Origin of the sequence: Methylobacterium brachiatum, from assembly GCF_900113845.1 — a bacterium.
GTDB classification, from domain to species: domain Bacteria; phylum Pseudomonadota; class Alphaproteobacteria; order Rhizobiales; family Beijerinckiaceae; genus Methylobacterium; species Methylobacterium brachiatum.
The window spans coordinates 149,742-174,734 of sequence record NZ_FOQW01000014.1 but is presented as its reverse complement, the minus strand read 5'-3'; the positions used below and the strand labels follow the sequence as shown (position 1 = coordinate 174,734).

Here is a 24,993-nt window from a genome sequence, read left to right as displayed (position 1 = left end):
GCTCGTTATCGGAAGTCGGCTCGGCTCGCGACGAGTGAGTACCCTCTCACCCCTTACTGTGGCACCATTGCGGTGTCCAACCTGCCCCCAGGCAACGTCATCCCTGCTCGGGCAGATTGCGGTGGCCTGTGACATGTATTCATCAGAATGCAGTCCAGTGCCGACGCCCGAAATGCCAAGTTTGCATCGCTTCACCGCCTGTTGAGACGGTCACGCGACCATCGAAATGCCACAGTTGCGCGCCGGCAGGCGGGCCCCGTCTAGCGGTGCCGCCGGGGTTTTCCAAAGACATCTTTGCAGCAGCCTGCAGATCAGGCGCCGCAATGCGACGGCTCGACGCCGTCGGGCCGACGCTCAAGACGCGTCCGGACCGGCCTTATCCTTGGCACTATCCTTGGATCGTCCGACGCCGCGATAGGTGAAACCGTGGCGCTCGGCCGTTTCGGGGTCGTAGATGTTGCGCAGGTCGACCAGCACCGGGGCGGGGCCGGCGGATGCCATGATCTGGCGCAGCCGGTCGAGGTCGAGCGCCCGGAAGGCGTTCCACTCGGTGACGATCACCAGCGCGTCCGCCCCCTCCGCGCAGGCATAGGCGTTCTCGGCATAATCCACATCCGGCATCAGGGCGCGCGCCTGCTCCATCCCTTCCGGATCGTAGGCGCGGACCTTGGCGCCGGCATCCTGCAGGCCCGCCACGATCGACAGGGACGGCGCCTCGCGCATGTCGTCGGTGTCGGGCTTGAAGGTCAGGCCGAGCAGCGACACGGTCTTGCCCCGGACGCTGCCGCCGCAGGCCTTGATCACCTTGCGGGCCATGGCGCGCTTGCGCTGGTCGTTGACCGCCACGACGGTCTCGACCAGCCGCAGGGGCGCGCCGGCATCCTGGGCGGTCTTGACCAGGGCGAGCGTGTCCTTGGGAAAGCACGAGCCGCCGTAGCCGGGGCCGGCATGCAGGAACTTGCTGCCGATGCGGTTGTCGAGCCCGATGCCGCGGGCGACCTGCTGGATGTCGGCACCGACCTCCTCGCACAGATCCGCCATCTCGTTGATGAAGGTGATCTTGGCCGCCAGGAACGCGTTGGCGGCGTATTTCGTCAGTTCCGCGGTGCGCCGGCTCGTCACCACGATCGGCGCGGCGTTGAGATAGAGCGGCCGGTAGACCTCGCGCATCACCGCCTCGGCCCGGGGATCCTCGGTGCCGACCACGATGCGGTCCGGGCGCTTGAAGTCGGAGATCGCCGCGCCTTCGCGCAGGAATTCCGGGTTCGACGCCACGGCGACGTCCGCCTCGGGCCGGATCTCGCGGATGATGCGCTCGACCTCGTCGCCGGTGCCCACCGGCACGGTCGACTTGGTCACCACAACGGTGAAGCCCGACAGAGCCGCGGCGATCTCGCGGGCGGCATCGAACACGAAGGAGAGGTCGGCGAAGCCGTCGCCCCGGCGCGAGGGCGTCCCCACGGCGATGAACACCGCATCCGCTTCAGCGACCGCCTCGCGCAGGCTCGTCCCGAAGGCGAGCCGGCCCTGGCGGACGTTCTCGGCGACCAGCGCGTCGAGGCCGGGCTCGTAGATCGGCATGCGGCCGGCGTTCAGGCTGGCGATCTTGTCCGGGTCGCGGTCGATGCAGACCACGCTGTGGCCGAAATCGGCCAGGCACGCCCCGGATACCAGGCCGACATACCCGGCCCCAATCATCGCAATCCGCATCCGGCCCTCCCGGCAGCCCGCCGCGCGGCTTGCTGCAATGCAGCATGATCCGGGACCAGCGGCGATGCAACCCGGGCCGCGCGGCAGCGTCCGTTTCTGTCGCGACGATGCAACACCGCGGAAACACGACTGTTTTTTGACAGTGGACCCGAAGCCGGCTTGACGCCGGCCGGAGCTTGTCGCCGCCGCGGCCCCCGAACATATGTGTTCGCGGGTTCGCAGCGCGGGCGGTTTCCTGTAGAAGCGCGCCCGCCGGCCGGGCGAGGCCGGGCGCCGCCAAGCCCCCTTTCAAGCCCCCTCCCAAGCCCCCTCCGAGGCTCATTCAAAGGATCGGCGAAGGACCGCGATGACCGAATTGCCGAACGTGCACGTGCGCGCCGAAGTCCTGTCTCAGGCGCTGCCCCATATGCAGCGCTACGACCAGGAGATCGTGGTCATCAAGTATGGCGGCCACGCCATGGGCGACCGCGCGGCGGCCGAGGATTTCGCCGAGGACATCGTCCTCTTGGAGCAATCCGGCGTGAAGCCGATCGTGGTGCATGGCGGCGGCCCGCAGATCGGCAAGATGCTCGACCGGCTCGGCATCCAGTCCGAGTTCCGCGGCGGCCTGCGGGTCACCGACGAGGCCACCGTCGAGGTGGTCGAGATGGTCCTGGCCGGCTCGATCAACAAGCAGATCGTCGGCTGGATCTCGGCCGAGGGCGGCCGGGCCATCGGCCTGTGCGGCAAGGACGGCAACATGGTCCGCGCCAAGCGGGCGATGAAGACCGTGATCGATCCCGAGAATCACACCGAGCAGGCCATCGATCTCGGCCTCGTCGGCGAGCCGGACCATGTCGAGCGCGGCGTGCTCGACGCGGTGCTGAAGGCGGAGCTGATCCCGGTCCTCGCCCCGGTGGCCTACGGGGCCGACGGGCTGACCTACAACGTCAACGCCGACACTTTCGCGGGCGCCATCGCGGGCGCGCTGCGGGCCAAGCGCCTGCTGCTGCTCACCGATGTCCCGGGCGTGCTCGACAAGAACAAGAAGCTGATTCCCGAGCTGACCGTGGAGGATTGCCGGCGCCTGATCGCCGACGGCACCATCACGGGCGGCATGATCCCCAAGATCGAGACCTGCATGTACGCGATCGAGCGCGGCGTGGAGGCGGTCGTGATCCTGGACGGGAAGGTCAACCACGCGGTGCTGCTGGAGCTGTTCACCGATTACGGTGCCGGCACGCTGATCCGGCGGGGCTGAGCTGGCAGTCGCCACGAAGCGGACGGCGATGGGCCAATCGGACGCGGAAACGCCCGCTCCGCCCGCGCATTGTCGTTGTCCGGGCTCAGGCTGGCGCAAGCCTGCGCTGCGAGCCTGACCATTCCCAGGCCGCCGATTCCGCGAGGATCGGCGGCCGGGTCCGCGCCGCACCGAGGGGTGAGGACCGCATCCGATTGCAACGCGATCGGGCATGGCCCTAGAATCCCGCCGGATCAGGATTTCAAAGGGACACGGTGCACCACCCGGAGAAAGCCCAGTTCACCACTCCCGCCGCCCGGGGGTTTTCCGATGTCGACACCTGGGTGTTCGACCTCGACAACACGCTGTATCCGAGCGACGCGCAGGTCTGGCCGCAGGTGGACGAGCGCATCACGCTCTACGTCATGCGTCTCTACGGGCTCGACGGGATCTCGGCCCGCGCCCTGCAGAAATACTTCTACCACCGCTACGGCACGACCCTGACGGCCCTGCTGACCGAGGACGGGGTCGATCCCCACGACTTCCTCGATTTCGCCCACGACATCGACCACTCGACGATCAAGCTCGACCAGAATCTCGGCGACGCGATCGAGCGGCTGCCCGGCCGCAAGCTGATCCTGACCAACGGCTCGCGCCGGCACGCCGAGAACGTCGCGGCCAAGCTCGGCATCCTCGACCATTTCGAGGACGTGTTCGACATCGCGGCCGCCAATTTCGTCCCCAAGCCCGAGCGCTCGACCTACGAGCGGTTCCTCGAGGCCCACGGGGTCGAGCCGACCCGGGCGGTGCTGTTCGAGGACATCGCCCGCAACCTCGCGGTGCCGCACGATCTCGGCATGGCCACCGTGCTGGTGGTGCCCAAGATCGTCGACCCCTACCGCGAAGCCTTCGAGCAGGAGGCGGTGCGCGAGCCGCATATCGACCACATCACCGACGATCTCGCGGCCTTCCTGTCCGCCTGCGTGCTGCCCGAGGTGACACGCACGTCGCTGCGGGCGGATCGCACCTGACGCGGCGCCGCGCATCCCCAATCGACAAGCCGGCGGCGATCCTGTAGAGAGCCGCCCAACTCACAACAGGATCGCCGAAATCCTGGTGCCGGTTGCCCATGAGGGGCGGCACGGCGCAACGGCTGGAGCTATGCCATGAACATCATCGAGCAGCTGGAGCGCGAGGAAGTTGCGCGCCTCGCGAAGACCATTCCCGATTTCGAGCCGGGCGACACGCTCATCGTCAACGTCCGCGTCAAGGAAGGCGAGCGCACCCGCGTCCAGGCCTACGAGGGCGTCTGCATCGGTCGCCAGGGCGGCGGCCTCAACGAGAGCTTCACGGTTCGCAAGATCTCCTACGGCGAGGGCGTCGAGCGCGTCTTCCCGGTCCACTCGCCGATGATCGATTCGATCAAGGTCGCCCGCCGCGGCAAGGTGCGTCGCGCCAAGCTGTACTACCTGCGCGACCGTCGCGGGAAGTCGGCCCGCATCGTCGAGCGCACCGACCGCTACAAGGCCAAGGACGCCGCCAAGGAGGCTTCGGCCGCCGCGCCGGCCGCCGCCGAGTAAGAGGCGGGACGCCCCCGGCGCGCAGCCGGGGGAATTCCGAGGGTTTCAACCGGTCCGGCTCTGCCGGGCCGGTTTTTTTAGGCCCGCCGCTCAGGCGGCCCGGACCCGGTCGAGGAAGTGGGTGATCTCCGCGGAGAGCCGCCCGGATTTCTGCGCGAGCTCGGAGGCGGCGCCCAGAACCTGCTCGGCCGCCTTCCCGGATTCCTGGGCGGCGGTCGAGACGTCGGCGATGTTGCCCGTCACCGTGCTGGTGCCGTCGGCCGCCTGCGCGACGCTGCGCACGATCTCGCCGGTCGTCGCCTCCTGCTCCTCGATCGCGGCCGCGACGCTGGTGGCCAGCGTGTTGACCTCGGTGACCGTGCGGCCGATCTCCTGGATCGCCTCCACGGCCTGCCGTGTCGAGGCCTGCACCGCGCCGACCCGGGTCGCGATCTCCGCGGTCGCCTGCGCGGTCTGGCCGGCGAGTTCCTTCACCTCGGAGGCGACCACCGCGAAGCCGCGGCCGGCCTCGCCGGCCCGCGCCGCCTCGATCGTGGCGTTGAGCGCGAGCAGGTTCGTCTGGCTGGCGATCGCCGCGATCATGCTGGCGACGGCGCCGATCTTCTCCGCGCCCTCGGCGAGATCGCGCACGATCGCGTCGGTGCGCTGCGCCTCCGTCGCGGCCTGCCCGATCATGGCCGACGAGCGGGCCATCTGGCCGGAGATCTCCCGGATCGTCGTGGACATCTCTTCGGTCGCCGCAGCCACGGTCTGGACGCTGGCGGAGGTCTCCTGCGCGGCCTCGGCCACCTGCGCCGAGCGGGTGCTCGTCCGCTCCGCACTCTGCGCCATCGTGGCGGCGCTGGCCTGCATCTCCGTGGCGGCCGAGGTCAGGCCCTGCATCAGGGTCCCGGCATTGCCCTCGAACTGACGGGTCAGGGCGTCGAGGGCCTGGGCCCGCTCGATCTTGGCTTCGGCGTCCCGAGCCGCAGCCACGTCCATCTCGCCCTTGGCGACCATGGCCTGACGGAACACCTCCACGGCCTCGGCCATCCGGCCGATCTCGTCACCCCGCTCCGTATCGGAGACCGGGCTCGTGATGTCGCCCTCCGCGAGGGTCCGCATCCGCCGGTGCAGGCGCCCGAGCGGCCGGGTGATGCTGCGCCCGATCAGCAGGGAGCCGAGCACCGAGACCCCGACGATACCGACCAGCAGAGCCAGCACCGTGAAGGCCAGCGAGCGGAATGCCGCGGCGATGTCGTCGATATAGGCGCCGGTGACGATGAAGATGTCCCAGGGCGCGAACCGGGTCGCCACGGACACCTTCGGGAAGACGCCCTCCCGTCCGGGCCGGAGATATTCGTATTCCAGCATCGCCGTATCGGACGCCCTCAGGCGCTCGATGAACGCCCGGATGATCGGCACGCCGTTGACGACGAGGTCCATCTGGTTCTTGCCGATATCCTTGCGGTTCATCGCGGCGAGGGCGACGCCGTCCATCGTGTAGATCGCGATGTAGTTCGTCCCGCCGCTGTAGCGCATCGTCATGGTGGACTCGGCCAGCTCGGACAGGGCCGCATCCTTGGTCAGGGTCCCGGCCTTCACCCGTTCGTCGAGGGCCTGGGCGCGTGACTGCACCAGCTCGACGATGGTCCGCAGCGATTGCACGCGCTCGTCGCGCATTTCGCGATCGTATAGTTTCAATCCCACGCCGCCGATCAGCGCGATGATCAGACATGTCAGGAGCGTTTGAAGCGAAAGCTTGTGCGACAATGACAAATTTGCGAGCGAGATGTTCATTTTAATCTCAATTTAACGCGCGTCGGAACTAATATATCCCAGCAGACGCACGCAACTCAAGATTTAGATCTTAAAAAACGTATTGGTATTATGAATTTATTTAATATTGGACACGGCCGATATCTATAGTTTGGATCTCATACTATTTTTGCGCGCCGCGCCTTCAACGGCATCGAGAAATTATGCATATACATATATTGATGAATACGACAGTTCGGCTACAGCGCCGCCGATCCATCTCTTCATTGCATGGCTGATCCGCGATCGGGGACGGATTAATGCTCCGTCGCGCAGAAGCGCCTGCCTCCCACCGAGACCATCGCGGTCGCCGAGGTCCCGCCTCGGACGGGGTGGGCGGGTGCAAGCTGGAGGCGGGATCGGGATCAGCGTCCCGCGATCGCTGCGCCCGGCGGCCATGTGCGCCGCCGGATCACACCCATGCGCGACCGGGATCGGGCTCAGCTTCCGCGCAGGGCCTCGAGAACCTTGCCGCCGGGGCGGCCGGTGGGCGTCATGCCGAGCTTGCGCTCCACATCCTTGATCGCGTCGCGGGTCTTCTGGCCGACCTTGCCGTCGGGCTCGCCGACATCGTAGCCGCGGGCGGCCAGCCGGGTCTGGAGATCGCGCCGCTCGGCCCGCGACAGGGGCGGATCGTCGGTGGGCCAGGCGGCCTGGACGCCGGCCTTGCCGCGGAGGCGGTCGGACAGGACCGCGATGGCGAGCCCGTAGGATTCGGCCGCGTTGTACGAATAAATCGCATCGAAGTTCTTGGTGACCAGGAAGGCCGGCCCGTCGATGCCGGCGGGTGCGATGATGCCAGCCGGCCCCTCGCCCGAGAGCGGGCGGCCGTCGACCCGGGTCACGCCGAGGGAGGCCCAATGCGCGATCGGCTTCTTGTTCTTGCGCCCGGCCGCGCCGACGCTGAAGCCGCGGGGCAGCTTCACCTCGTAGCCCCAGACCTGGCCGTTCTGCCACTTGGCGACGCGCAGGAAGTTCGCCGTGGAGCCGACCGCATCGGCGACCGAATCGACGACGTCGCGCCGGCCGTCGCCGTCGCCATCGACCGCGAGCCGGTGATAGGTGGTCGGCATGAACTGGGTCTGGCCGAAGGCGCCGGCCCAGGAGCCGGTGAGCCGCTCCGGCGCGATGTCGCCGCGCTCGATGATCCGCAGGGTCGCGATCAGCTCGCCGCGGAAGAAGTCCCGGCGGCGGTTGTTCGAGCAGGCGAGCGTCGCCAGCGACTGCACCAGCGGCATCTTGCCGAGGTTCTTGCCGAAATTCGATTCGACGCCCCAGACCGCCGCGATCGTGTAGCGGTCGACCCCGTAGCGCGATTCGGCCTGGGCCAGGGCGGATGCGTGCTGCCGCATGGCCGCGCGCCCGTCCTCGACCCGCTCGTCGTCGACGAGCGCCGCCATGTAGTCCCAGATCGGCGTCTTGAACTCGGGCTGCGCCTGCGAGAGCTCGATCACCTTGTCGTCGAAGCTGATGCCGCGGGTGGCCGCCTGGAAGGTCTGGGCCGACACACCGGCCGAAGCCGCCTGACCCTGGAGGCCGGCGAGGCAGGAGTCGAAATCGGCGCGCGCGGGCACCGAAGCCAGGCCTGCGAGCAGACCGAACCCGAGCGCGACGCCCGATCCGAGGGTGTGAATCCGCATCCTGGCGTTCCCGTTCGACGTCCGTTGTATGGTGTTCGAATCAGGCAATACGAGGGTTAAGGACCGGTTAGGTCGCGCATGATCGGCCGTCCGGCCTGGAGGCTCGCCGGCGTCCGGACGCCCGGCACCGGCAGGGCGTCCGGACGCCGCCACCGTCACGCAGCCGCATGACGGTCGATCCCTGCGCCGAGGCACGGCCGTCCTCGGCAATGCGGCCCGCCCCCGTCGCGGGCGTTCGCCGGGCGCGCTGCAACGCACTGCAGTCTCGGGCGTGCGTGAAGCGTGATGATGGCCGGATAGTCCGGTATTCTCGCCTTTATGCGCTGGACGACAGACTTAGACGGACACGCACTTTGTAAGGCCTACAAATTCCAATATGAATATCGAAGACATGAGATGAATAGCTTTGTTTAATCATAAGCGGAAACAAGCTTCGCTGCGGCGCAGGATTTGCCGTCTCAAGCAAATTGTGGATATTCTTGACGGCAATTGATTCATTCTCGGCCGTCCATAGGATCGGGAATTGTCGCCGCCGCATCGGGAGAAACATCAGTCATGCGCCTGTCGGACCTCTCGATCGCGAAGAAAGTCGTGGGCGCATTCGCGATACTGATCTTTATCGCCATCGGCACCGGTGTCATCAATTTTCGGAAGCTATCCTTCATCCAGACCTCGATCGGCTGGTCCGAGCACACCTACGACGTGCTGAACGTGAACGCGTCGCTGATCACCACGCTGATCGATCGTGAGACCGGTTTGCGCGGCTATCTGGTGGCGGGCGACCCGGTCTTCCTGGCGCCCTACCAGAGCGGCGCGAAGGCCTTCGACGCCGCCCTCCAGCGGTTGCGGACGCTGACGAGCGACAACCCTGAGCAGCAGACCCGCATCGCCGCGATCGAGACCCTGGCCAAGCGGTGGCAGGCCGACATCGCGGAGCCCGAGATCGCGCTGATGGGTCAGCCGGGCACGCAGGCCGAGGCGCGGGCGCGGGAGGCCAGCGGGGCCGGCAAGACGCTCATGGACGGGATCCGGGCCAAGGTCGCGGAGATCGATGCGCGCGAGCGCACGCTGCTGGCGAGCCGCCAGGCCGACGCCGCCGAAGCCTTCTCGACATCCTATCTGACGACGCTGATCTCCCTGGTCGCCCTGCTGGCCGCGGCCATCGCGGGCGCCGTCCTGCTGACCCGCCTGATCGCCGTCCCGACGCGCGCCATGACGCTGGTGATGGGTGAATTGTCCCGCAACAACCTCGACGTCGCCGTTCCGAGCAGCGACCGGCGCGACGAGATCGGCCGGATGGCCGCGGCGGTCGAGGTGTTCAAGCAGGCGTTGATCGCCAAGCGGGCCGGCGATGCGGCGGCGGCGCAGGAAGCCGACGCCAAGGCCCGCCGCGCCGCCCATCTCGACGCCGTGGTGCACCGTTTCGAGACCGAGGTCTCCGGCCTGACGCAGGCCCTGGCCGGCGCGGCCACCGAACTCGAGGCGACGGCGCAGTCGATGACCGGCATCGCCGAGGAGACCGACGCGCAGGCGCAGACGGTGGCCAGCGCCGCCGAGCAGGCCTCCTCGAACGTGAACACCGTGGCCGCGGCCACGGAGGAGCTGTCGATCTCGATCCGGGAGATCAACAGTCAGGTGACCCGGGCGGCCCAGGCCGCGAGCGCGGCCTCGGACGAGGCGATCCAGACCGACGGCGCCGTGCAGGTGCTGGCCGAGAGCGCCGAGAAGATCGGCAGCGTGATCGCCCTGATCTCGCAGATCGCCGGGCAGACCAACCTGCTGGCGCTCAACGCCACGATCGAGGCGGCCCGCGCCGGCGATGCGGGGCGCGGCTTCGCCGTCGTCGCGAGCGAGGTCAAGGAGCTGGCCGGGCAGACGACCCGCGCCACCGAGGAGATCGGGGCGCAGATCGGCGCGATCCAGACGGCGACCGGCGACGCGGTCTCGGCCATCCGGTCGATCGCCCGCATCGTCGGCGAGATCGCCACCAGCTCGACCGCGATCGCGGCGGCGATCGAGGAGCAGGGTGCGGCGACTCAGGAGATCGCCCGCAACGTCCAGCAGGCCGCCTCGGGGACGGATCGGGTGACCGGCAACATCGTCGAGGTCAAGCGCGCCGCCGGCGAGACCGGCTCGGCGGCGTCCCAGGTCCTCGGCGCAGCCCAGGGCCTCTCGCAGAACTCGAACGACCTCAGCCGCGCCGTCGCCACCTTCCTGGCGGACGTGAAGGCGGCCTGAGCGGAGGGCTCGTCACGACCTCAAGGCTGCGCCCGATCCCGTTGCGATCGGGCGCAGATCCGGCATTCCAGGAGCTGACCGATCAGGCCCATTCCCGCGCGGCGAGCTTCTGCTCGTAGGCGTCGATCGCGGCGCCGCGCTGCAGGGTGAGGCCGATCTCGTCGAGGCCGTTCAGCAAGCTGTGCTTGCGGCCGCTGTCGATGTCGAAATGCAGAGTGCCGCCGTCCGGCCCCTTGATGGTCTGGGCCTCGAGGTCCACCGACAGGGTCGCGTTCGAGCCGCGCTCGGCGTCTTCGAAGAGTTTCTCCAGATCCTCCGGCGAGACCGTGATCGCCAGAATGCCGTTCTTCGCGCAATTGTTGAAGAAGATGTCGGCGAAGCTCGTGGAGATCACGCAGCGGATGCCGAAATCGGCGAGCGCCCAGGGGGCGTGCTCCCGGGAGGAGCCGCAGCCGAAATTGTCGCCGCAGACCAGGATCTTGGCGTTCCGGTAGGCCGGCTTGTTGAGCACGAAATCCGGATTCTCGGAGCCGTCGTCCTTGTAGCGCATCTCGGCGAACAGGCCCTTGCCGAGACCGGTGCGCTTGATCGTCTTCAGGTACTGCTTGGGGATGATCCGGTCGGTGTCGACGTTGATGATCCGCATGGGCGCCGCGACGCCCTCCAGCGTGGTGAATTTTTCCATCGTCTGCAGGCTCTTGAAGGCTGGGTCTGGGGGCGGTTTAGCAGCCTCGGGGGCCGCCCGGAAGCGTCAGGCCAGGTCCCCGGCCTCGGCGTACCGCAGGGTGCCGTCGTGGAGCGCGGAGGCGACCAGAGCTCCGGCGATCCCGGCCTCCCGCAACGCCCGCAGATCGTCCGGCCCGCGCACGCCGCCGGCCGCGTAGACCCGGCGGCCCGGCGTCCGCAGGGCCTGGAGGGCTTCGAGATCGGGACCGGCCCCGGCCCCGACCCGGGCGAGGGTCATCGCGATCACGTCGGGCGGCCAGAGCGCAGGATCGTCGTGCAGCGCCGCCGGGCCGAGACGCTCGGTCCCTCGGGTGTCGAGGGACAGAACGGCGCGGTCGCCGAGGCGTGCCACGAGCCCGGCATCCGACTGGCTCTCGCTGCCGATCACCGGCCGTCCCAGGCCGGCGGCCAGGAACGCCGCGACGCCCTCGAACGCGGCGAAGCCCGCATCCACCCACAGGCCGATCCCCGGGCAGGCCCGGGCGATGGCGTCGAGAGTAGCGAGATCCGGAGCGGCCGCGTCGATGATCGCGTCGAGATCGGCGACGTAGAGGGTCCGGGCCGGCCACGCAGCGAGCAGCCCGCGCGCCACGGCGGCGGGTTCGGAGCCCTTTGCCAAGGGCGTCTCGATCGGGGCATAGGAGGAGCGCTCGCCCCGGCGCGCCCGCACCACGCGGCCGCCGCGCAGGTCGAGCACCGGGATCACCGCGAAGCCGGGATGCCCGAATCCATCATCCGTTGAGGCGCGCGTCGCGGTCATATGCCCATGCCAGTCGCAAAGCAGATCGGGTGGGACCTCGGCGGGGTCCACGTCAAGGCCGCCCTGGTCGAGGCGGGCCGGGTGGTCGCGGCGTCCCAGGTCCCGTGCCCGCTCTGGCAGGGCGTCGCGGCCCTCGACGGCTCCCTGGCGGCCTTGCCCGACTGGGCCCGCGGCGAGGCGCGTCACGCCGTGACCATGACCGGGGAGCTGACGGATTGCTTCGCCGACCGGCGCGAGGGCGTCGCGGCGCTGTCGAACTGGGCGGGCAAGCACCTGTCCGGCCGCGTGCGGATCTATGCCGGGCGCTCCGGCCTGGTCGCCCCGGAGGCGGCGGCCGACCTGTTCGCCGACGTGGCCTCGGCCAATTGGCACGCCACCGCGGCCTTGGCCGGGCGGCACGCCCCGGACGCGCTCCTCGTCGATATCGGCTCCACCACCGCCGACCTGATCCCCATCGTCGGCGGCCGCCCGGCCGCCGCCGGCTACAGCGACGCCGAGCGGCTGGAGACGGGGGAACTCGTCTATACCGGGATCGTCCGCACCCCGGTGATCGCGCTCGCCCACGATGCCCCGTTCGCGGGCCGCCGCACCCGGCTGATGACCGAGACCTTCGCCCATATGGCGGACGTGTACCGGATCCTCGGCCTGCTCCCGGAAGGCGCCGACCAGCAGGCCAGCGGCGACCGCAAGGGCAAGTCCATCCCCGAGAGCCAGACCCGGCTCGCCCGGATCGTCGGGCGCGACCGGGGGGAGGGCACGCCCGAAGCCTGGGCGCTGCTGGCAGCGCATTTCGCCGAGGCGCAGCTGCGGCTGCTGCACGATGCAGCCGCGACCCTGCTTTCCCGGCCGGACCTGCCGACGGATGCCCCCCTGATCGTCTGCGGCGCCGGTGCGTTCCTCGGACCACGCCTGGCCGAGCGGCTCGGGCGTCCGGCCCGCCTGCTGGTGGACCTGCTGCGCGAGCGCGTCGCCGGCGAGCCCGACTGGATCTCGACCTGCGGGCCGGCCGTCGCGGTCGGCCTCATCGCCTCGGAGGATACATTCGCATGAGCGCCATCAAGATCCTGGCCCGGGTCCTGACGACCCGGGTCGGGCCGCATATCGAGCTGGCCGTGGAGACCGAATCCGGCGAGGTCCTGAAGGTGCTCGCCACCGAGGATCAGATCGACCGGCTGGTGGACGAGCTGGAGGATATCTTGAATTCGCCGGCCGTGCCGGACGATGGGGAGCCGCCGGACGCGGCGTGAGCGGGGCGGGCGCCGGGAGCCCGCGATGAGCCTGATCGCCGCCAAGATCGCCATCACCCCGACGCTGATGTGGGCCGTGTCGGCGGCGTCACGCCGCTGGGGCAGCCTGGTCGGCGGGGTGCTGTCCGGCCTGCCGCTCACCTCGGCGCCGATCTCGATCTACCTCGCCCTCGAGCAGGGCGCGGGCTTCGCCGCCGAGGCCGCGATCGGCTCGGTGGAGGGGCTCGGGGCGGTGACGCTCTGCTATCTCGCCTACGCCGTGTGCGCCCCGCGGATGGGGCCGGTCGCCTCCCTCTGCGCCGCCCTGTCGGCCTTCATACTCGGCGGCCTCCTGCTGCACGGGCTGATCCGGCCCGGTCTATGGCTCGCCACCGCGATCGACGTGCCGATCATGGCGCTCGTGGTGGCGCTGTGCCCGCAGGCGGCAGGGCCAGATGCGCCGGCCTGCCGTCCGCGGCCGCCGCGCTGGGACATGCCGGCGCGCTTGGCTGCGGCGACCGCGCTGGTGCTGCTGGTCTCGACGCTCGCGCCCTATCTCGGCTCCGGCCTGAGCGGCCTGCTGGCGCCGATCCCGATCATCTCCTGGCCGCTCATCGCCTTCGCCCGCTTTCAGGACGGCGTGCGCGCCTCCCTCGACGTGGTCCGCGGCAGCGCCCAGGGGGCGTTCGGAGTGCTGGCCTTCTACGTCTGCATCCACCTGCTGCTCGGCCGGACCGACATGGTCACCGCCTACGCGGTCTCGATCGCCCTGTCGGCGGCCTGCGTGCTGCCGTGGCTGTTCGTCGGACGCCGCATTCGGGCGGCAGGCTGAGGCCAGCGGGGGCAGGGCGATTCCCCCCGCTGCGTCCCCCGCTCACCACTGATAGCGCAGGCCCACCGTCACGCCGTGGCCGATACCGGCGCGCGTGCCGACCGAGGCGAGGTAGTCGACGCGCCAGCCCAGCTGCTCGGTCAGGCTGCCCTGCAGGCCGGCCCCGGCGCTCACGAAATCGTCGCGCAGGAACGGCACCGGGATCGAGGCCCCGGCCAGCGGGTTCTGGACGCTGGCGAGCCGGGCGAAGCCGGTGCTGCCCTGCGGGCCGGTGGCGAGGTTGTAGGCGACCCGCAACGACGGGATCACGTCGCCAAAGCCGTAGAAGGCCAGCTCGGCCCCGAGACGGGTGGTGGTCTGGAAGACGTTGAGCCCGCGATAGGCGACGTTGTTGCCGGCCGCGCCGGTCTCGGTGAAGCCGTCGACGTGACCGGCCAGATGGGTCAGCCCGACGAACGGCGTCAGGCCGAAATCGCCGATCCGGAACGGGCGTCCCGCCTCGATGTCGAGCGCCAGGGCGCTGGCGGAGGTCCGGGCGCTGGCGGTCAGCCCGTAGGCCGCCGGGCGGGTGATCCGGTCGAGGGCGATATCGGGGGCGCCGCCGACGATGCCCTGCACGTAGAAGTCGGGCGCGTAATAGCCGGCATAGCCCGAGATCGTGAAGGCGCTGTGCTCCTGCCGGAACCCGCCCGGACGGCTGAGCGTGCCGCCTCCGCCGCCCAGGGCGACGCCGGCCCGCCAGGGACCGTCGAGGGGCAGGTCGAGACCGGCGCTGCCCTGGAGGATCGTCCGGTCGAGGGTGAGATCGCCGTTCCGCGGCTGATCGGCGAACAGGAAGTTGCCGCCGACCCAGACGCCGCCGGCCTGGCTCCACGGGCCGGCGAGGCCCGTGCCCCGGCGCAGGGCGGAGAGATGGTCCTGGACGCCCTGCGTCGCCGACGCCGCGTAGCCCAGCGTCGCGCTGCCCAGCCCCTGCAGGACGATGGGTGCGGTCCGCTTCATCACCGCGAGGGAGTAGGGATCCACATAGGTCGGCAGCGTCAGCCGGTAGGCGAGGAGGATCGAATCGTTCTCGATCCCGGCATCGTAGGCTTCGCCGTTCACGACGCCCCGGCGGGTGAGGAAATCGTTGTCGTTGCCGACCAGCAGGAAGTAATCGTTGGGGGCCAGCTCGCTGAGGACCGGGACGAGGCCCATCGCCTCGATCTTCTCCGACAGGGTCGTGCGCGTCGCCGGGTTGGTGTTGAGGTTCATGCCGAACCGGCCGAGCTCGACCGGGTTCAGCATGTTCACCAGCTCGGTCGCCTGGGCCGGCCGGATGTCGGAGCGCAGGACGCCGCCGGGCGCCATCGGGGTCGTCCCGTCGAAGACCGTGCCCGCGAGGTTGGTCGCCCCGCCGATATCGACGAGCAGCACGCTCTTGAACACGATCGGCGTGGTGTTGCCGGTGCCGAGGCCGTTCGCGTCGCGTGAGAGGACGAGGAACTGGGTGTCGTTGAGGGCGAGCATCTCGCTCTGCGCCGCCGTGCGGTTCGGCGCGCCGCCATCGCCGTTGTCCCGGTAGACCGGCAATTGCAGGGCATACCCCCGCACCGGCGCCGCCGGGGTCGGATTGGTCGAGATGTCGTAGACCAGGATCCGGGTGTTGGCGCGCTGCTGCTGGCCCGGCCCCGAATCCTGCAGCGTGGCGCTCTGCAGGATGGTGACGAGGCTGCGGCCGTCCGGCGTCAGCGAGAGCGCCTCGAATCCCTGATTGTTGCGCCGCCCCGTATCGGGCGGGGTCACGGAATTGAAGTTCACCTGACCGTTCGTGACCGGCCGGAACGCGTCGGGAATGCCGAGCACGCCCTGAAGCCGGCCGCTCGCGTTGAAATAGTAGATGTTCGGGCCGTACTCGTCGCTGACGTAGAACGATCCGTCGAGCCGCCGGGCCAAACCCTCGGCGTCCAGGCTGATCCGGCCGGCGCTCGGACCGGTGGCGGCCGAAGGCAGGACCCGACCGAGCTGCACGGTGGTGCCCGTGCTCGGGTCGAGCCCGCTGAAGCGCTGGCCGTTGGCGTCGGTCAGGACGATCCCACCGCTCGGCGTCAGCGTGATCTGCCGTTGGGAGGCCGTCGATTGCGGGAGATTCACGCCCGGCTCGGGCACGAGGGTGAACGTGAACCGGTTCAGGCGGCCGGCATAGTCGGAGAACAGGCCGCCGCTCGGATCGTTATAGCCCCGGTCCGGCAAGGTGTAGAGCGTGCCGCTATAGCCGGCGCCGGTGCGCCGCCACGTGCTCGGATCGATCGCGAGCGACGAGAACGAGCCGAGCGTGTCGCCCAGGAAGTCGCGCGTCGAGGCGGAGATCCGCCCGACACCCTGAAGACCGTGATTGACGAAGGTCGAACCGTTGAGATCGACCGCGACCGGGCCGTCGGCATAGATCAGGTTCGGCGTCCTGACCGCCTGCGACTGAGCGGCGGCTGAACTGGCCGCTGCCACCAACAGTCCGATCGCCCCCGCAACCTGCGCCGCGCGCGTTCCTCGTGCCATCATCTCGCCCCCAAGCTTGGCCGCAGCTAGGAAACTCGGATGACACCTGTATGTCTGCTTTGACCGGTCATTCCTCTGGTGGGCGGCACGAACGAAAAAGGCCGCCGCGGAACCCCGCGGCGGCCTCTTGAACGCGATAGTGCGTGCCGATCAGGCAGCCGTGCGCTTGCGGGCTTCCTGCTTGGTGTCGACGCCGGCCGCTTTGATCTCGGAGAGCTTCTGGGCGACGTTGCGCGAGAACACGAACTCGGCGGGGCGCTGGTTCTCCAGGCTGACCTCCGGCGCCATGGCGCCGTCGGTCTTGATGCCGCGGATCGCGTGCACCAGCGGCTTCCAGGGCTTGCGGACCGAATCGACCACCGAGGAGGCCTCGTAGCCCGAATGGACCATGCAGTCGGCGCACTTCTCGTAGTTGCCGGTGCCGTAGGCGTCCCAGTCGGTCTCTTCCATCAGCTCCTTGAAGGTCGCCGCGTAGCCCTCGCCGAGCAGGTAGCAGGGCTTCTGCCAGCCGAACACGGTGCGGGTCGGGTTACCCCAGGGGGTGCAATGGTAGGTCTGGTTGCCGGCCAGGAAATCGAGGAACAGGCCCGACTGCTGGAAGGTCCACTTCTCGCGGCCCTTCTCCTTGCCGTGCCGGAACACGCCGCGGAACAGCTCCTTGGTCGCCTTGCGGTTCAGGAAGTGCTTCTGGTCGGGGGCGCGCTCGTAGGCGTAGCCGGGGGAGACGGTAATGCCGTCGATGCCCATCCGGGTCACGCTGTCGAAGAAGTCGGCGATCTTCTCGGGCGAGGAATTGTTGAAGAAGGTGCAGTTGATGGTGACCCGGAAGCCCATCTCCTTCGCCTTGGCGATGGCCGAGACCGCCTTGTCGTAAACGCCGCGCTGGCACACCGACTGGTCGTGCATCTCCTTGTCGCCATCCAGATGGATCGACCAGGTGAAGTACGGGCTCGGCTTGTAGTCCTTGATCTTCTTCTCGAGCAGAAGCGCGTTCGTGCAGACGATCGCGAACTTCTTCTGATCGATGATGCCCTGGACGATCTGCGGCAGATCCTTGTGCAGCAGCGGCTCGCCGCCGGCGATCACCACCACGGGGGCGCCGCACTCGCGCACGGATTCGAGCGCGTCGGCGACCGGAAGCCGCTTGTTCAGAATCTCGTCCGGGTAATCGATCTTACCGCAGCCGGCGCAGGCGAGATTGCAGCGGAACAGGGGTTCCATCATCATCACCAGCGGGTAGCGCTTGCGGCCCGTGAGGTGCTGCTTGAGGATGTAGCCGCCGATCTTCGCGACGTACCGGAGGGGGATACCCAAGATTGCGGCTCCTTACTGCGTCGGCCCCGGGGCGTCGGGGTGCTTACCGCGAAAAAAACTCGAATTCCAGCGATGTAGCTTGGAACTAATCTGAAACGACCCCGTTTCGGCGAGGCCATAACGACTTATTCTGCTCCTGACGCAACCGAGCCACACGCGCTTGACGCGGAGGTATCGGCGGGTCGGGTCGCCTGACGGTTGAGGACAGCACGTGCATTGCGTCGGCAATGCGACCGTAATCCCAAGATTCTTGTCCCCATCCCAGGATTGCAGTGCGCTACCGCACATCGGGCGAGGCAAGGACCGCGCCGCGGCGATCGCGTTGCAATCTGGGGACGCCCTCTTTACTGAGCCCTGTGGCCGCGTTGCAAGGGGTGGCCCGCGGCGAGCGGCTGCGCAGCGTCCCGTCCGGGACAGGCCCGGCTTGCACCCGCGCTTCGCGCGACCAGATTGGGCGGTGCGGCGTCCCCCGAATGCGAAGGGCGCTCGCGCGGATCGCGCGGCGGCCTTCATGTGGGCGCTCGAATCCGGCAGGGCCGGTCGCGCCGATCCGGCCGGGACGGTTGGGAATAGCCGGTCGCGCATGGGGCGCGTCCGGGGCGAACAGGCAGGGTGCTCGTGATCGAAGGTCTCGTCGCGTTCTCGGTGCGGTATCGGTGGATCGTGATCGCCCTGATGGCGTTCATCACGGTCGCGAGCCTGGGAGTCGCGGCGCATCTGTTCCGCATCAACACCGATGTCGAGCGGCTGATCGACCCGAAGGAGCCCTGGCGCCAGGACGAGATCAATTTCGAGAAGGCGTTCCCGCAGCGCGGCAACACCATCGTGGCGGTCATCAACGGCGAGACGCCCGAGGAGACCGAAGAGGCGGCCGCCAACCTGGCCAAGGCGCTGACCGCCCACAAAAACCTGATCGAGACCGTCTACCGGCCCGATGGCGGCCCGTTCTTCGACAAGAACGGCCTGCTGCTGATGCCCCAGGCCCAGCTCGACAAGACGCTGGAGGAGCTGACCCAGCAGCAGGGGCTGCTCGGGCCGCTGGCTGCCGACCCGTCCCTGCGCGGCGTCATGCGGGTGCTGTCGCTCGGCGCGCGCGGCGTGAAGTCCGGCGACGCCAAGCTCGAAGACCTCGACAAGCCCATGGGCCAGATCGACGCCACCCTGCAGAAGGTGCTGGCGGGCAAGCCCGCGCGGATGTCGTGGCAGGAGCTGCTGGCCAACGGCCAGAGCAGTGTCACGGACAAGATGAAGTTCGTGATCATCCAGCCGGTGCTGGACTTCAACGCCCTGGAGCCCGGCTACCAGGCGACCAAGCTGATCCGCAACGTCGCGCAGGATCTCAAGATCGATTCCGAGCACGGCCTGCGCATGCGGCTCACCGGCACGGTCGCGGTGGCGGACGAGGAATTCGCCACGCTCTCGGAGGATGCGGCCCTCAACAACAGCATCATCGTCGGCGCGATCGTCCTGTTCCTGTGGCTCGCGCTGCGCTCCGGCAAGCTCGTCGGCGCGGTGCTGATCACCACCTTCGCGGGCCTCATCGTCACCGCCGCCCTCGGCCTGATCATGGTCAAGGAGCTGAACCCGATCTCGGTGGCCTTCGCGGCCCTTTTCGTCGGGCTCGGCATCGATTTCGGCATCCAGTTCTCGGTGCGCTACCGGGCGGACCGCTACGAGCAGCCGACACTCCAGAGCGCGATCCGGGCCGCCGCCCGCGGGGTCGGCTGGTCGCTGACGCTGGCCGCCGTGTCGCTGGTCGCCGGCTTCTTCGCCTTCCTGCCCACCGCCTTCCGGGGCGTCTCGGAGCTGGGCCTGATCGCCGGCGTCGGCATGGTCGTGGCCTACCTGTTCTCCCTGACCTTGCTGCCGGCGCTGATCGCGGTGTTCGAGCCCAAGGGCGAGAAGGAAGCGGTGCAGACCGCGTGGCTGGTCGGCGTCGATCCGTGGATCATCCGCAAGCGCAAGCCGATCCTGATCGCGGTCGGCGTCGTGACCCTGGCCGGGGCGCCGCTGCTCTGGCACCTGCCCTTCGATTCCAATCCGATGCACCTGCGCAGCGCGAAGACGGAATCGATCGCGACCTATCTCGACCTGATCAAGAACCCCGAGACCAGCCCGAACCTGATCGACGTGCTGGCCCCCAATGTCGACGCGGTCCCAGCCCTGTCGAAGACCCTTGCGGCGCTGCCGGTGACCTCGTCGGTCAACAGTATCGACACCTTCGTGCCGCGGGACCAGGACAAGAAGCTCGCGGCGATCGCTGACACGGCGCAGCTCCTGGATCCGGTGCTCAATCCCGGCCGCAAGCCGCCGCCGCCGACCGATGCCGAGAACGTCAAGGCGCTCAAGGACGCCGCCGCGGCGCTCAACGGCGTCGCGGGCGACGGCAAGGAGGCCGCGGGCGCCCAGAATGCCAAGCAGCTCGCCGGCACCCTCGACACGCTCGCCGGCAGCCCGGTGCAGATGCGCGAGGCGGCCTCGGTCGCCCTGACCAAGGATCTCGTGCCGCTGCTCCAGCGCCTGCGCGACCTGCTCCATCCGGAGAAGATCACGCTGGACAACCTGCCGCCGCAGCTGAAGGCCGATTGGGTCGCGGCGGACGGGCGCGCGCGCATCGAGGTTCATCCCAGGGGTGATTCGAACGACGACGAGGTGCTGCGCACCTTCTCGGACGAGGTGCTGAAGGTCGCCCCGCACGCGACCGGCGCCCCCGTGGCCACGACGCGGTCGACCTACACGATCCTCGGCGCCTTTGTGCAGGCGGCCATCACGGCGTTCGTGCTGATCTTCGTCATCCTGTCGGTGGCCCTGCGCAAGCCCTGGGACGTGGCGATGACCCTGGGCCCGCTGGTCATCGCGACCCTGTGGACCCTGATGGCCCTGCGCCTGATCGACATGCCGCTGAACTTCGCCAACATCATCGCCCTGCCGCTGATGCTCGCGGTCGGCGTCGCGTTCCACATCTATTACGTGATCGCGTGGCGGGCGGGCGTGACCGACATGCTGGCTTCGAGCCTGACCCGGGCGATCTTCTTTTCGGCGCTGACCACCGGCAGCGCCTTCGGCTCCCTGGTCCTGTCGAGCCATCCGGGCACGGCCAGCATGGGCAAGTTGCTGGCGCTGTCGCTGTTCTTCACCCTGATCGCGGCGTTCTTCGTGGTGCCGGCGACCCTGGGCGAGCCGCCCGCGCAGGGCGACGACGACCGCCCGGAGGGGGAGAAGGCCGCCGCGGCCGCGCTGCGCAAGAGCACCGCCCCGTCGGATCCGGTGCCGGCCAAGTAGGTCGGCTCCGGAGCGCTCAGAGCGTTTTCTCGAAGAAGTGGTCGGGGTAGGGGTCGTCGTTGAAGCGATCGATCGCGACCCAGCCGGTCTTGCGGTAGAGCGCCAGGGCCTCCGGCAGCGCGCTGTTGGTGTCGAGGCGCAGCACCGCGACCGAGAGCTCGCGAGCTGCCGTCTCGACGGCGTGCATCAGCCGGCGGGCGAGGCCGAAGCCCCGGGCTGCGGGGTCGATCCAGAGCCGCTTGACCTCGGCGACCGGGCCGCCGCTGCCCTTCAGCCCGACGCATCCCACCGGCAGGCCGTCCGCCATCGCGAGCAGGAACGCCCCGCGCGGCCGGACCATCGCCTCGGCCTCGGGATCGCACGAGAGCCTGACGTCGAACCCGGTCTCCAGCCGGCGCGCCAATTCGGCATAATACGCCTCCAGACAGGACAGGGCGGCCTCGCCGCGCGGGTCGGATTCCGCGATGGTGATCCGGTCGCGGCCGAGCGTCAGGGCAACCAGATCCATCGCGCGCAGGAGCTCCTCGGCGCGCGGCGCGCGCTCCAGCAGGGCCGAGGCGCGCGCGTCGGACAGGCCCTCGTAGGCCGAAAACTCGCGCTGCCCCGCCTCCGTGAGGCGCGCGACTCGACGGCGGGCGTCGTCCGGATGCGGCTCGGTGGTGACCAGGCCCTCGTCCTCGAGGCTGCGCAGCAGTCGGCTCATCAGCCCGGAATCGAGATTCAGGTAGGCGCGGATCTCGGCCACGTCCATGCGCCCGGCGCCAATCGCGTTCACCACCCGGGCCGCCCCGAGGGGCCGGCCCCGGCCGAGGAACGAGCTGTCGAGGGCGCCGACCTCCGCGGTGACGGCACGGGCGAAGCGGCGAAAGCGGGCGATCGAATCGGATGCCATAATAGCTGACCTTAGTCAGACATTATGGGCGGTCAACCAAAGAGGGGCGAGCTGGCAGCACCGGAACGCGTCTGCGCGTCCGTTGAGGGCACGTTTAAACGAGCATCTTCCCAGCGAATGCGACGCGCTCTAACCTCGCTGCATGACGACGATCGCGTTGGAGAAAGCAGCAACGGCCCTGGTGGAGCTCGCCGCGCGCGTCGAAGGCGGCGAGATCATCGTTGTGACGCGGAACGGCAAGCCGGTGTTCGACCTGGTGCCCCATCGCCGGGGACGTGGACTCGACATCGAGGCTGGCGAGGCGTTCTTGCGCGCCCACGGAATTGCACGCGGTTCAGGTTTCATCGCGGACGATTTCGACGAACCCTTAGCCGAGGATTTCCTCATTCAGCCGTCGTCCGGCTCGTGAGGCTGCTGCTCGACAGCCACATTCTTCTCGCCATCGCGCTGAAGCGGCTCGATGCAGTCAGTCCGTCGATCGCGGGCACTTGCTCAACCTGATATGGATCTTGCGGCCAGCGCCGCGAGCCTCTGGGAGATCGCAATCAAGGCGCGTCTCGGTAAACTGGATCCCGGCATGCCGCTCGGGATGTTGGCAGAGTTCTTCGAGGCGGTCGGCATCGGTATGCTGCCAATCACGGCTTCGCACGCCGTCGCGGCCATCGAACCGATGCCGCCGACGCGTGACCCGTTCGACAGGATGTTGCTGGCGCAGTGCCTCATAGAAGGCCGCTGCCTCGTTACGGTTGACCATGCCTTGCGAGACCACCCTCTAGCGGCTCGCTTCGCAGCAACTTCGGACGCCCCTAACCCGAAAAGTCCGAAAACCCGCCCCTGACCGCACCCGACGCATCCGCCGCCGCCCGGGAGGCGTGGGCGATCAGCGCGTCGCGCTCGGCGGCGTAGAGGTAGCCCGGCGCCTCGCCGGGGAAGCCGCCGGCCGTGGCCGGGTGCGTGTAGAGCTCGGTGAGGCCGTCCGGAAGCTGCGCCAGGAGCGCCGCCACGCGCAGCGGGGTCATGGCGCCGGACCAGGCGAGCCCGAGGGTCCGGTCGGGGATCAGCAGGCCGGCCTGACGGGCGCGCACGGCGAGCAGGGCCGACCAGGGGGCGATGTCGAGGGCCGGCCGGGGCCGGGCGCTGGACTCGGCCCGGCGGAGCAGCTGGCGTGGCTCCCGGGGGACGCGGATCGCCCGCATGCCGTAGTCGCGGCCGATACGCAGCACCGCGCCGGCGATCAGCGGATGGACGTGGAAATGCTTATGGGCGTTGACGTGGTCGAGGGGCAGGCCGGTCGCCCGGTAGGCCTCGAACTGCGCCGTGATCTCGGCGGCGAGCTGGCGCCGGGCGGCGGGCTTGCGGGCGAGGTCGAGGCCGACCCGGGCCATATCGGCGCGCATCAGGCCGTCGGCATCGGTCAGGTCGGGCAGCTGCGCCGCCGGCAGGGTCGGCCAAGCTTCGACGAGCACGAGGTGGAGGCCGACCCGCAGGGACGGCATCCGCTTCGCCCGGGCCACGGCATCGGCGGCGGCAGGCGCCGAGACCATCAGGCTCGCCGCGGTGAGGATCCCCTCCCGGTGAGCCTGCTCGACGGCCTCGTTGACCTCGAGACTCAGCCCGAAATCATCGGCCGTAACGACAAGACGCTTCACAACGACCTCGTAAGGGGTGTCGAGAGGGCGAGCCCTCTCGCGGGTCCAGGGCGGAGCCCTGGGTAGGGGCGGGGCTCCGCCCCGCTCCCCGCCGGGGCCGCAGGCCCCGGATCCCTGACTTACGCCGCCTTGGCGGTGCCCTGACGCTCCTTGAGGAAGCGGTAGAACTCCACGCCCTCGCGCAGGCGACGCTTCATCATGTCGGGGGAGCGCACCATCTCGCCGACGATCGAGGCGATCTTCGGGGCCCGGAAGTAGAACTTCTTGTAGAACTCCTCCACCGAGGTGAAGATCTCGGTGTGCGACAGGTGCGGGTAGTGCAGCGGCGCGACCTGCACGCCGTTCTCGTCGACGAGCTCGGCGTTCTCGATGTCGAGCCAGCCGTTCTCCACCGCCTGCTTGTACAGGAAGGTGCCCGGATAGGGCGCCGCCAGCGAGACCTGGATCGTGTGCGGGTTGATCCGCTTGGCGAAGGCGATCGTCTCCTGGATCGTCTCCTTGGTCTCGCCCGGCAGGCCGAGGATGAAGGTGCCGTGGATGGCGATGCCCAGCTCGTGGCAATCCTTGGTGAACTTCTCGGCGACCTCGACCCGCATGCCCTTCTTGATGTTGTGCAGGATGGTCTGGTTGCCGGACTCGTAGCCGACCAGCAGCAGGCGCAGGCCGTTCTCCTTGAGCACCTTCAGGGTCTCACGCGGCACGTTCGCCTTGGCGTTGCACGACCAGGTGACGCCGAGCTTGCCGAGCTCGCGGGCGATCTCCTCCGCGCGCGGCAGGTTGTCGGTGAAGGTGTCGTCGTCGAAGAAGAACTCCTTGGTCTGCGGGAACTCCTTCAGGCAGTACTTGATCTCCTCGATCACGTGGGCGACCGAGCGGGTGCGGTAGGTGTGCCCGCCGACCGTCTGGGGCCAGAGGCAGAAGGTGCAGCGGCTCTTGCAGCCGCGGCCCGAGTAGAACGAGATGTAGGGGTGCTTCAGGTAGCCGATGAAGTACTTCTCCATCTCCAGGTCGCGCTTGTAGACGCTGGTGACGAAGGGCAGCTGGTCCATGTCGGTCATGATCTCGCGGTCCTCGTTATGGACCACGACGCCGTTCGCATCGCGATAGGACAGACCCTTGATCTGGGCCATCGGGACGCCGTCGGCGACTTCCTTGACGGTGAAGTCGAACTCGTTGCGGGCGCAGAAATCAACCACCGGGGCCTGAGCCATCGCGCCGGCGGCGTCGACCGCGACCTTGGCGCCGATCAGGCCGGCGATCAGCTTCGGGTTCGCGGCCTTGAGCGCCTCGATCGTCTTCACGTCGGACTTGAACGACGGCACCGAGGTGTGGAGCACGACGAGGTCGAAATCCTTGGCCTGGGCCACGATCTCGGGAAGCTTGATGTTGTGCGGGGGGGCGTCGATCAGCTTCGAGTTCGGCACCAGGGCGGCCGGCTGGGCCAGCCAGGTCGGGTACCAGAACGACTTGATCTCGCGCTTGGCCTGGTAACGGGAGCCGGCACCGCCGTCGAAACCGTCGAAGGTGGGGGCCTGGAGGAAGAGCGTGCGCATGGGGTTCAAGGCCTCAGGGCGTTGCCGGGGGAGGGGTGAG

20 protein-coding genes are annotated in these 24,993 nt (G+C 68.8%); 10 read left to right on the top strand and 10 right to left on the bottom strand.

Annotation, left to right across the window (positions count from 1 at the left end):
- Nucleotides 1-354: 354 nt before the first annotated feature.
- On the bottom strand, nt 355-1,710 hold the full coding sequence (locus tag BMZ47_RS19545; RefSeq protein WP_091863850.1) for a UDP-glucose dehydrogenase family protein: 1,356 nt from the start codon (nt 1,708-1,710) through the stop codon (nt 355-357).
- Between the two features lie 346 nt (nt 1,711-2,056).
- Between BMZ47_RS19545 and argB the strand changes: the two genes are divergently transcribed.
- From argB to rplS, 3 genes are all read left to right on the top strand, one after another.
- Entirely contained in the window at nt 2,057-2,950 is an 894-nt protein-coding gene (gene argB, locus BMZ47_RS19540; protein ID WP_007566258.1) for an acetylglutamate kinase, read from the top strand.
- Nucleotides 2,951-3,204: 254 nt separating this feature from the next.
- Nucleotides 3,205-3,960: a pyrimidine 5'-nucleotidase gene (locus BMZ47_RS19535; protein WP_091863849.1), complete on the top strand. Its 756-nt coding sequence runs from the start codon at nt 3,205-3,207 to the stop codon at nt 3,958-3,960.
- 135 nt (nt 3,961-4,095) lie between these two features.
- Nucleotides 4,096-4,509 carry a 50S ribosomal protein L19 gene (rplS, locus tag BMZ47_RS19530; protein ID WP_007566254.1) on the top strand — a complete coding sequence of 138 codons (414 nt, stop codon included), beginning with the start codon at nt 4,096-4,098 and terminating at the stop codon, nt 4,507-4,509.
- A 90-nt stretch (nt 4,510-4,599) separates the two neighbouring features.
- On the opposite strand, the gene BMZ47_RS19525 is transcribed toward rplS, so the two are convergent.
- Together BMZ47_RS19525 and BMZ47_RS19520 are read right to left on the bottom strand one after the other, a co-directional pair.
- Nucleotides 4,600-6,171 (bottom strand): methyl-accepting chemotaxis protein, encoded by a 1,572-nt coding sequence (locus BMZ47_RS19525; RefSeq protein ID WP_244536874.1) that lies wholly within the window; start codon nt 6,169-6,171, stop codon nt 4,600-4,602.
- 575 nt (nt 6,172-6,746) lie between these two features.
- Complete coding sequence (locus tag BMZ47_RS19520) at nt 6,747-7,946, bottom strand: lytic murein transglycosylase (protein ID WP_007566250.1); 1,200 nt, start codon at nt 7,944-7,946, stop codon at nt 6,747-6,749.
- A 555-nt stretch (nt 7,947-8,501) separates the two neighbouring features.
- On the opposite strand from BMZ47_RS19520, the gene BMZ47_RS19515 reads away from it, so the two are divergent.
- Nucleotides 8,502-10,184, top strand: coding sequence for a methyl-accepting chemotaxis protein (locus BMZ47_RS19515; RefSeq protein WP_091863847.1), 1,683 nt, complete (start codon nt 8,502-8,504; stop codon nt 10,182-10,184).
- A gap of 82 nt (nt 10,185-10,266) precedes the next feature.
- Here BMZ47_RS19515 and leuD read toward each other — a convergent pair whose 3' ends face one another.
- Both leuD and BMZ47_RS19505 read right to left on the bottom strand, forming a co-directional pair.
- The gene (gene leuD, locus BMZ47_RS19510; protein WP_007566245.1) at nt 10,267-10,869 is read right to left on the bottom strand and encodes a 3-isopropylmalate dehydratase small subunit; all 603 of its coding nucleotides are present in this window, start codon (nt 10,867-10,869) and stop codon (nt 10,267-10,269) included.
- Between the two features lie 66 nt (nt 10,870-10,935).
- Nucleotides 10,936-11,670 carry a HisA/HisF-related TIM barrel protein gene (locus tag BMZ47_RS19505; RefSeq protein ID WP_091863846.1) on the bottom strand — a complete coding sequence of 245 codons (735 nt, stop codon included), beginning with the start codon at nt 11,668-11,670 and terminating at the stop codon, nt 10,936-10,938.
- A gap of 6 nt (nt 11,671-11,676) precedes the next feature.
- Between BMZ47_RS19505 and BMZ47_RS19500 the strand changes: the two genes are divergently transcribed.
- The 3 genes from BMZ47_RS19500 to BMZ47_RS19490 are packed head-to-tail and all read left to right on the top strand — an operon-like array spanning nt 11,677 to nt 13,728.
- Nucleotides 11,677-12,720 (top strand): hydantoinase/oxoprolinase family protein, encoded by a 1,044-nt coding sequence (locus BMZ47_RS19500; RefSeq protein WP_091863866.1) that lies wholly within the window; start codon nt 11,677-11,679, stop codon nt 12,718-12,720.
- The gene (locus BMZ47_RS19495; RefSeq protein WP_007566240.1) at nt 12,717-12,917 is read left to right on the top strand and encodes a hypothetical protein; all 201 of its coding nucleotides are present in this window, start codon (nt 12,717-12,719) and stop codon (nt 12,915-12,917) included. Before BMZ47_RS19500 ends, BMZ47_RS19495 begins: the two co-directional genes overlap by 4 nt.
- 25 nt (nt 12,918-12,942) lie before the next feature.
- Nucleotides 12,943-13,728, top strand: a complete 786-nt coding sequence (locus BMZ47_RS19490) for a hypothetical protein (protein ID WP_091863865.1) — start codon at nt 12,943-12,945, stop codon at nt 13,726-13,728.
- 42 nt (nt 13,729-13,770) lie between these two features.
- On the opposite strand, the gene BMZ47_RS19485 is transcribed toward BMZ47_RS19490, so the two are convergent.
- Nucleotides 13,771-16,212, bottom strand: a complete 2,442-nt coding sequence (locus BMZ47_RS19485; RefSeq protein ID WP_244536873.1) for an esterase-like activity of phytase family protein — start codon at nt 16,210-16,212, stop codon at nt 13,771-13,773.
- 201 nt (nt 16,213-16,413) lie between these two features.
- Complete coding sequence (gene hpnH, locus BMZ47_RS19480; protein ID WP_007566232.1) at nt 16,414-17,577, bottom strand: adenosyl-hopene transferase HpnH; 1,164 nt, start codon at nt 17,575-17,577, stop codon at nt 16,414-16,416.
- A gap of 618 nt (nt 17,578-18,195) precedes the next feature.
- Between hpnH and BMZ47_RS19475 the strand changes: the two genes are divergently transcribed.
- On the top strand, nt 18,196-20,859 hold the full coding sequence (locus tag BMZ47_RS19475; protein WP_091863864.1) for an MMPL family transporter: 2,664 nt from the start codon (nt 18,196-18,198) through the stop codon (nt 20,857-20,859).
- A gap of 16 nt (nt 20,860-20,875) precedes the next feature.
- Here the strand turns inward: BMZ47_RS19475 and BMZ47_RS19470 are convergent, their stop codons facing one another.
- On the bottom strand, nt 20,876-21,751 hold the full coding sequence (locus BMZ47_RS19470) for a helix-turn-helix domain-containing GNAT family N-acetyltransferase (RefSeq protein WP_091863844.1): 876 nt from the start codon (nt 21,749-21,751) through the stop codon (nt 20,876-20,878).
- A gap of 142 nt (nt 21,752-21,893) precedes the next feature.
- On the opposite strand from BMZ47_RS19470, the gene BMZ47_RS19465 reads away from it, so the two are divergent.
- Nucleotides 21,894-22,160 carry a type II toxin-antitoxin system Phd/YefM family antitoxin gene (locus BMZ47_RS19465; RefSeq protein WP_091863843.1) on the top strand — a complete coding sequence of 89 codons (267 nt, stop codon included), beginning with the start codon at nt 21,894-21,896 and terminating at the stop codon, nt 22,158-22,160.
- 51 nt (nt 22,161-22,211) lie between these two features.
- On the top strand, nt 22,212-22,589 hold the full coding sequence (locus BMZ47_RS19460; RefSeq protein WP_244536872.1) for a type II toxin-antitoxin system VapC family toxin: 378 nt from the start codon (nt 22,212-22,214) through the stop codon (nt 22,587-22,589).
- Here BMZ47_RS19460 and hpnK read toward each other — a convergent pair.
- Both hpnK and hpnJ read right to left on the bottom strand, forming a co-directional pair.
- Entirely contained in the window at nt 22,558-23,400 is an 843-nt protein-coding gene (gene hpnK / locus BMZ47_RS19455) for a hopanoid biosynthesis-associated protein HpnK (protein WP_091863842.1), read from the bottom strand. The two genes, BMZ47_RS19460 and hpnK, sit on opposite strands and share 32 nt — an antisense overlap.
- 119 nt (nt 23,401-23,519) lie before the next feature.
- Complete coding sequence (hpnJ, locus tag BMZ47_RS19450) at nt 23,520-24,953, bottom strand: hopanoid biosynthesis associated radical SAM protein HpnJ (protein WP_007566224.1); 1,434 nt, start codon at nt 24,951-24,953, stop codon at nt 23,520-23,522.
- Nucleotides 24,954-24,993 lie beyond the last annotated feature (40 nt).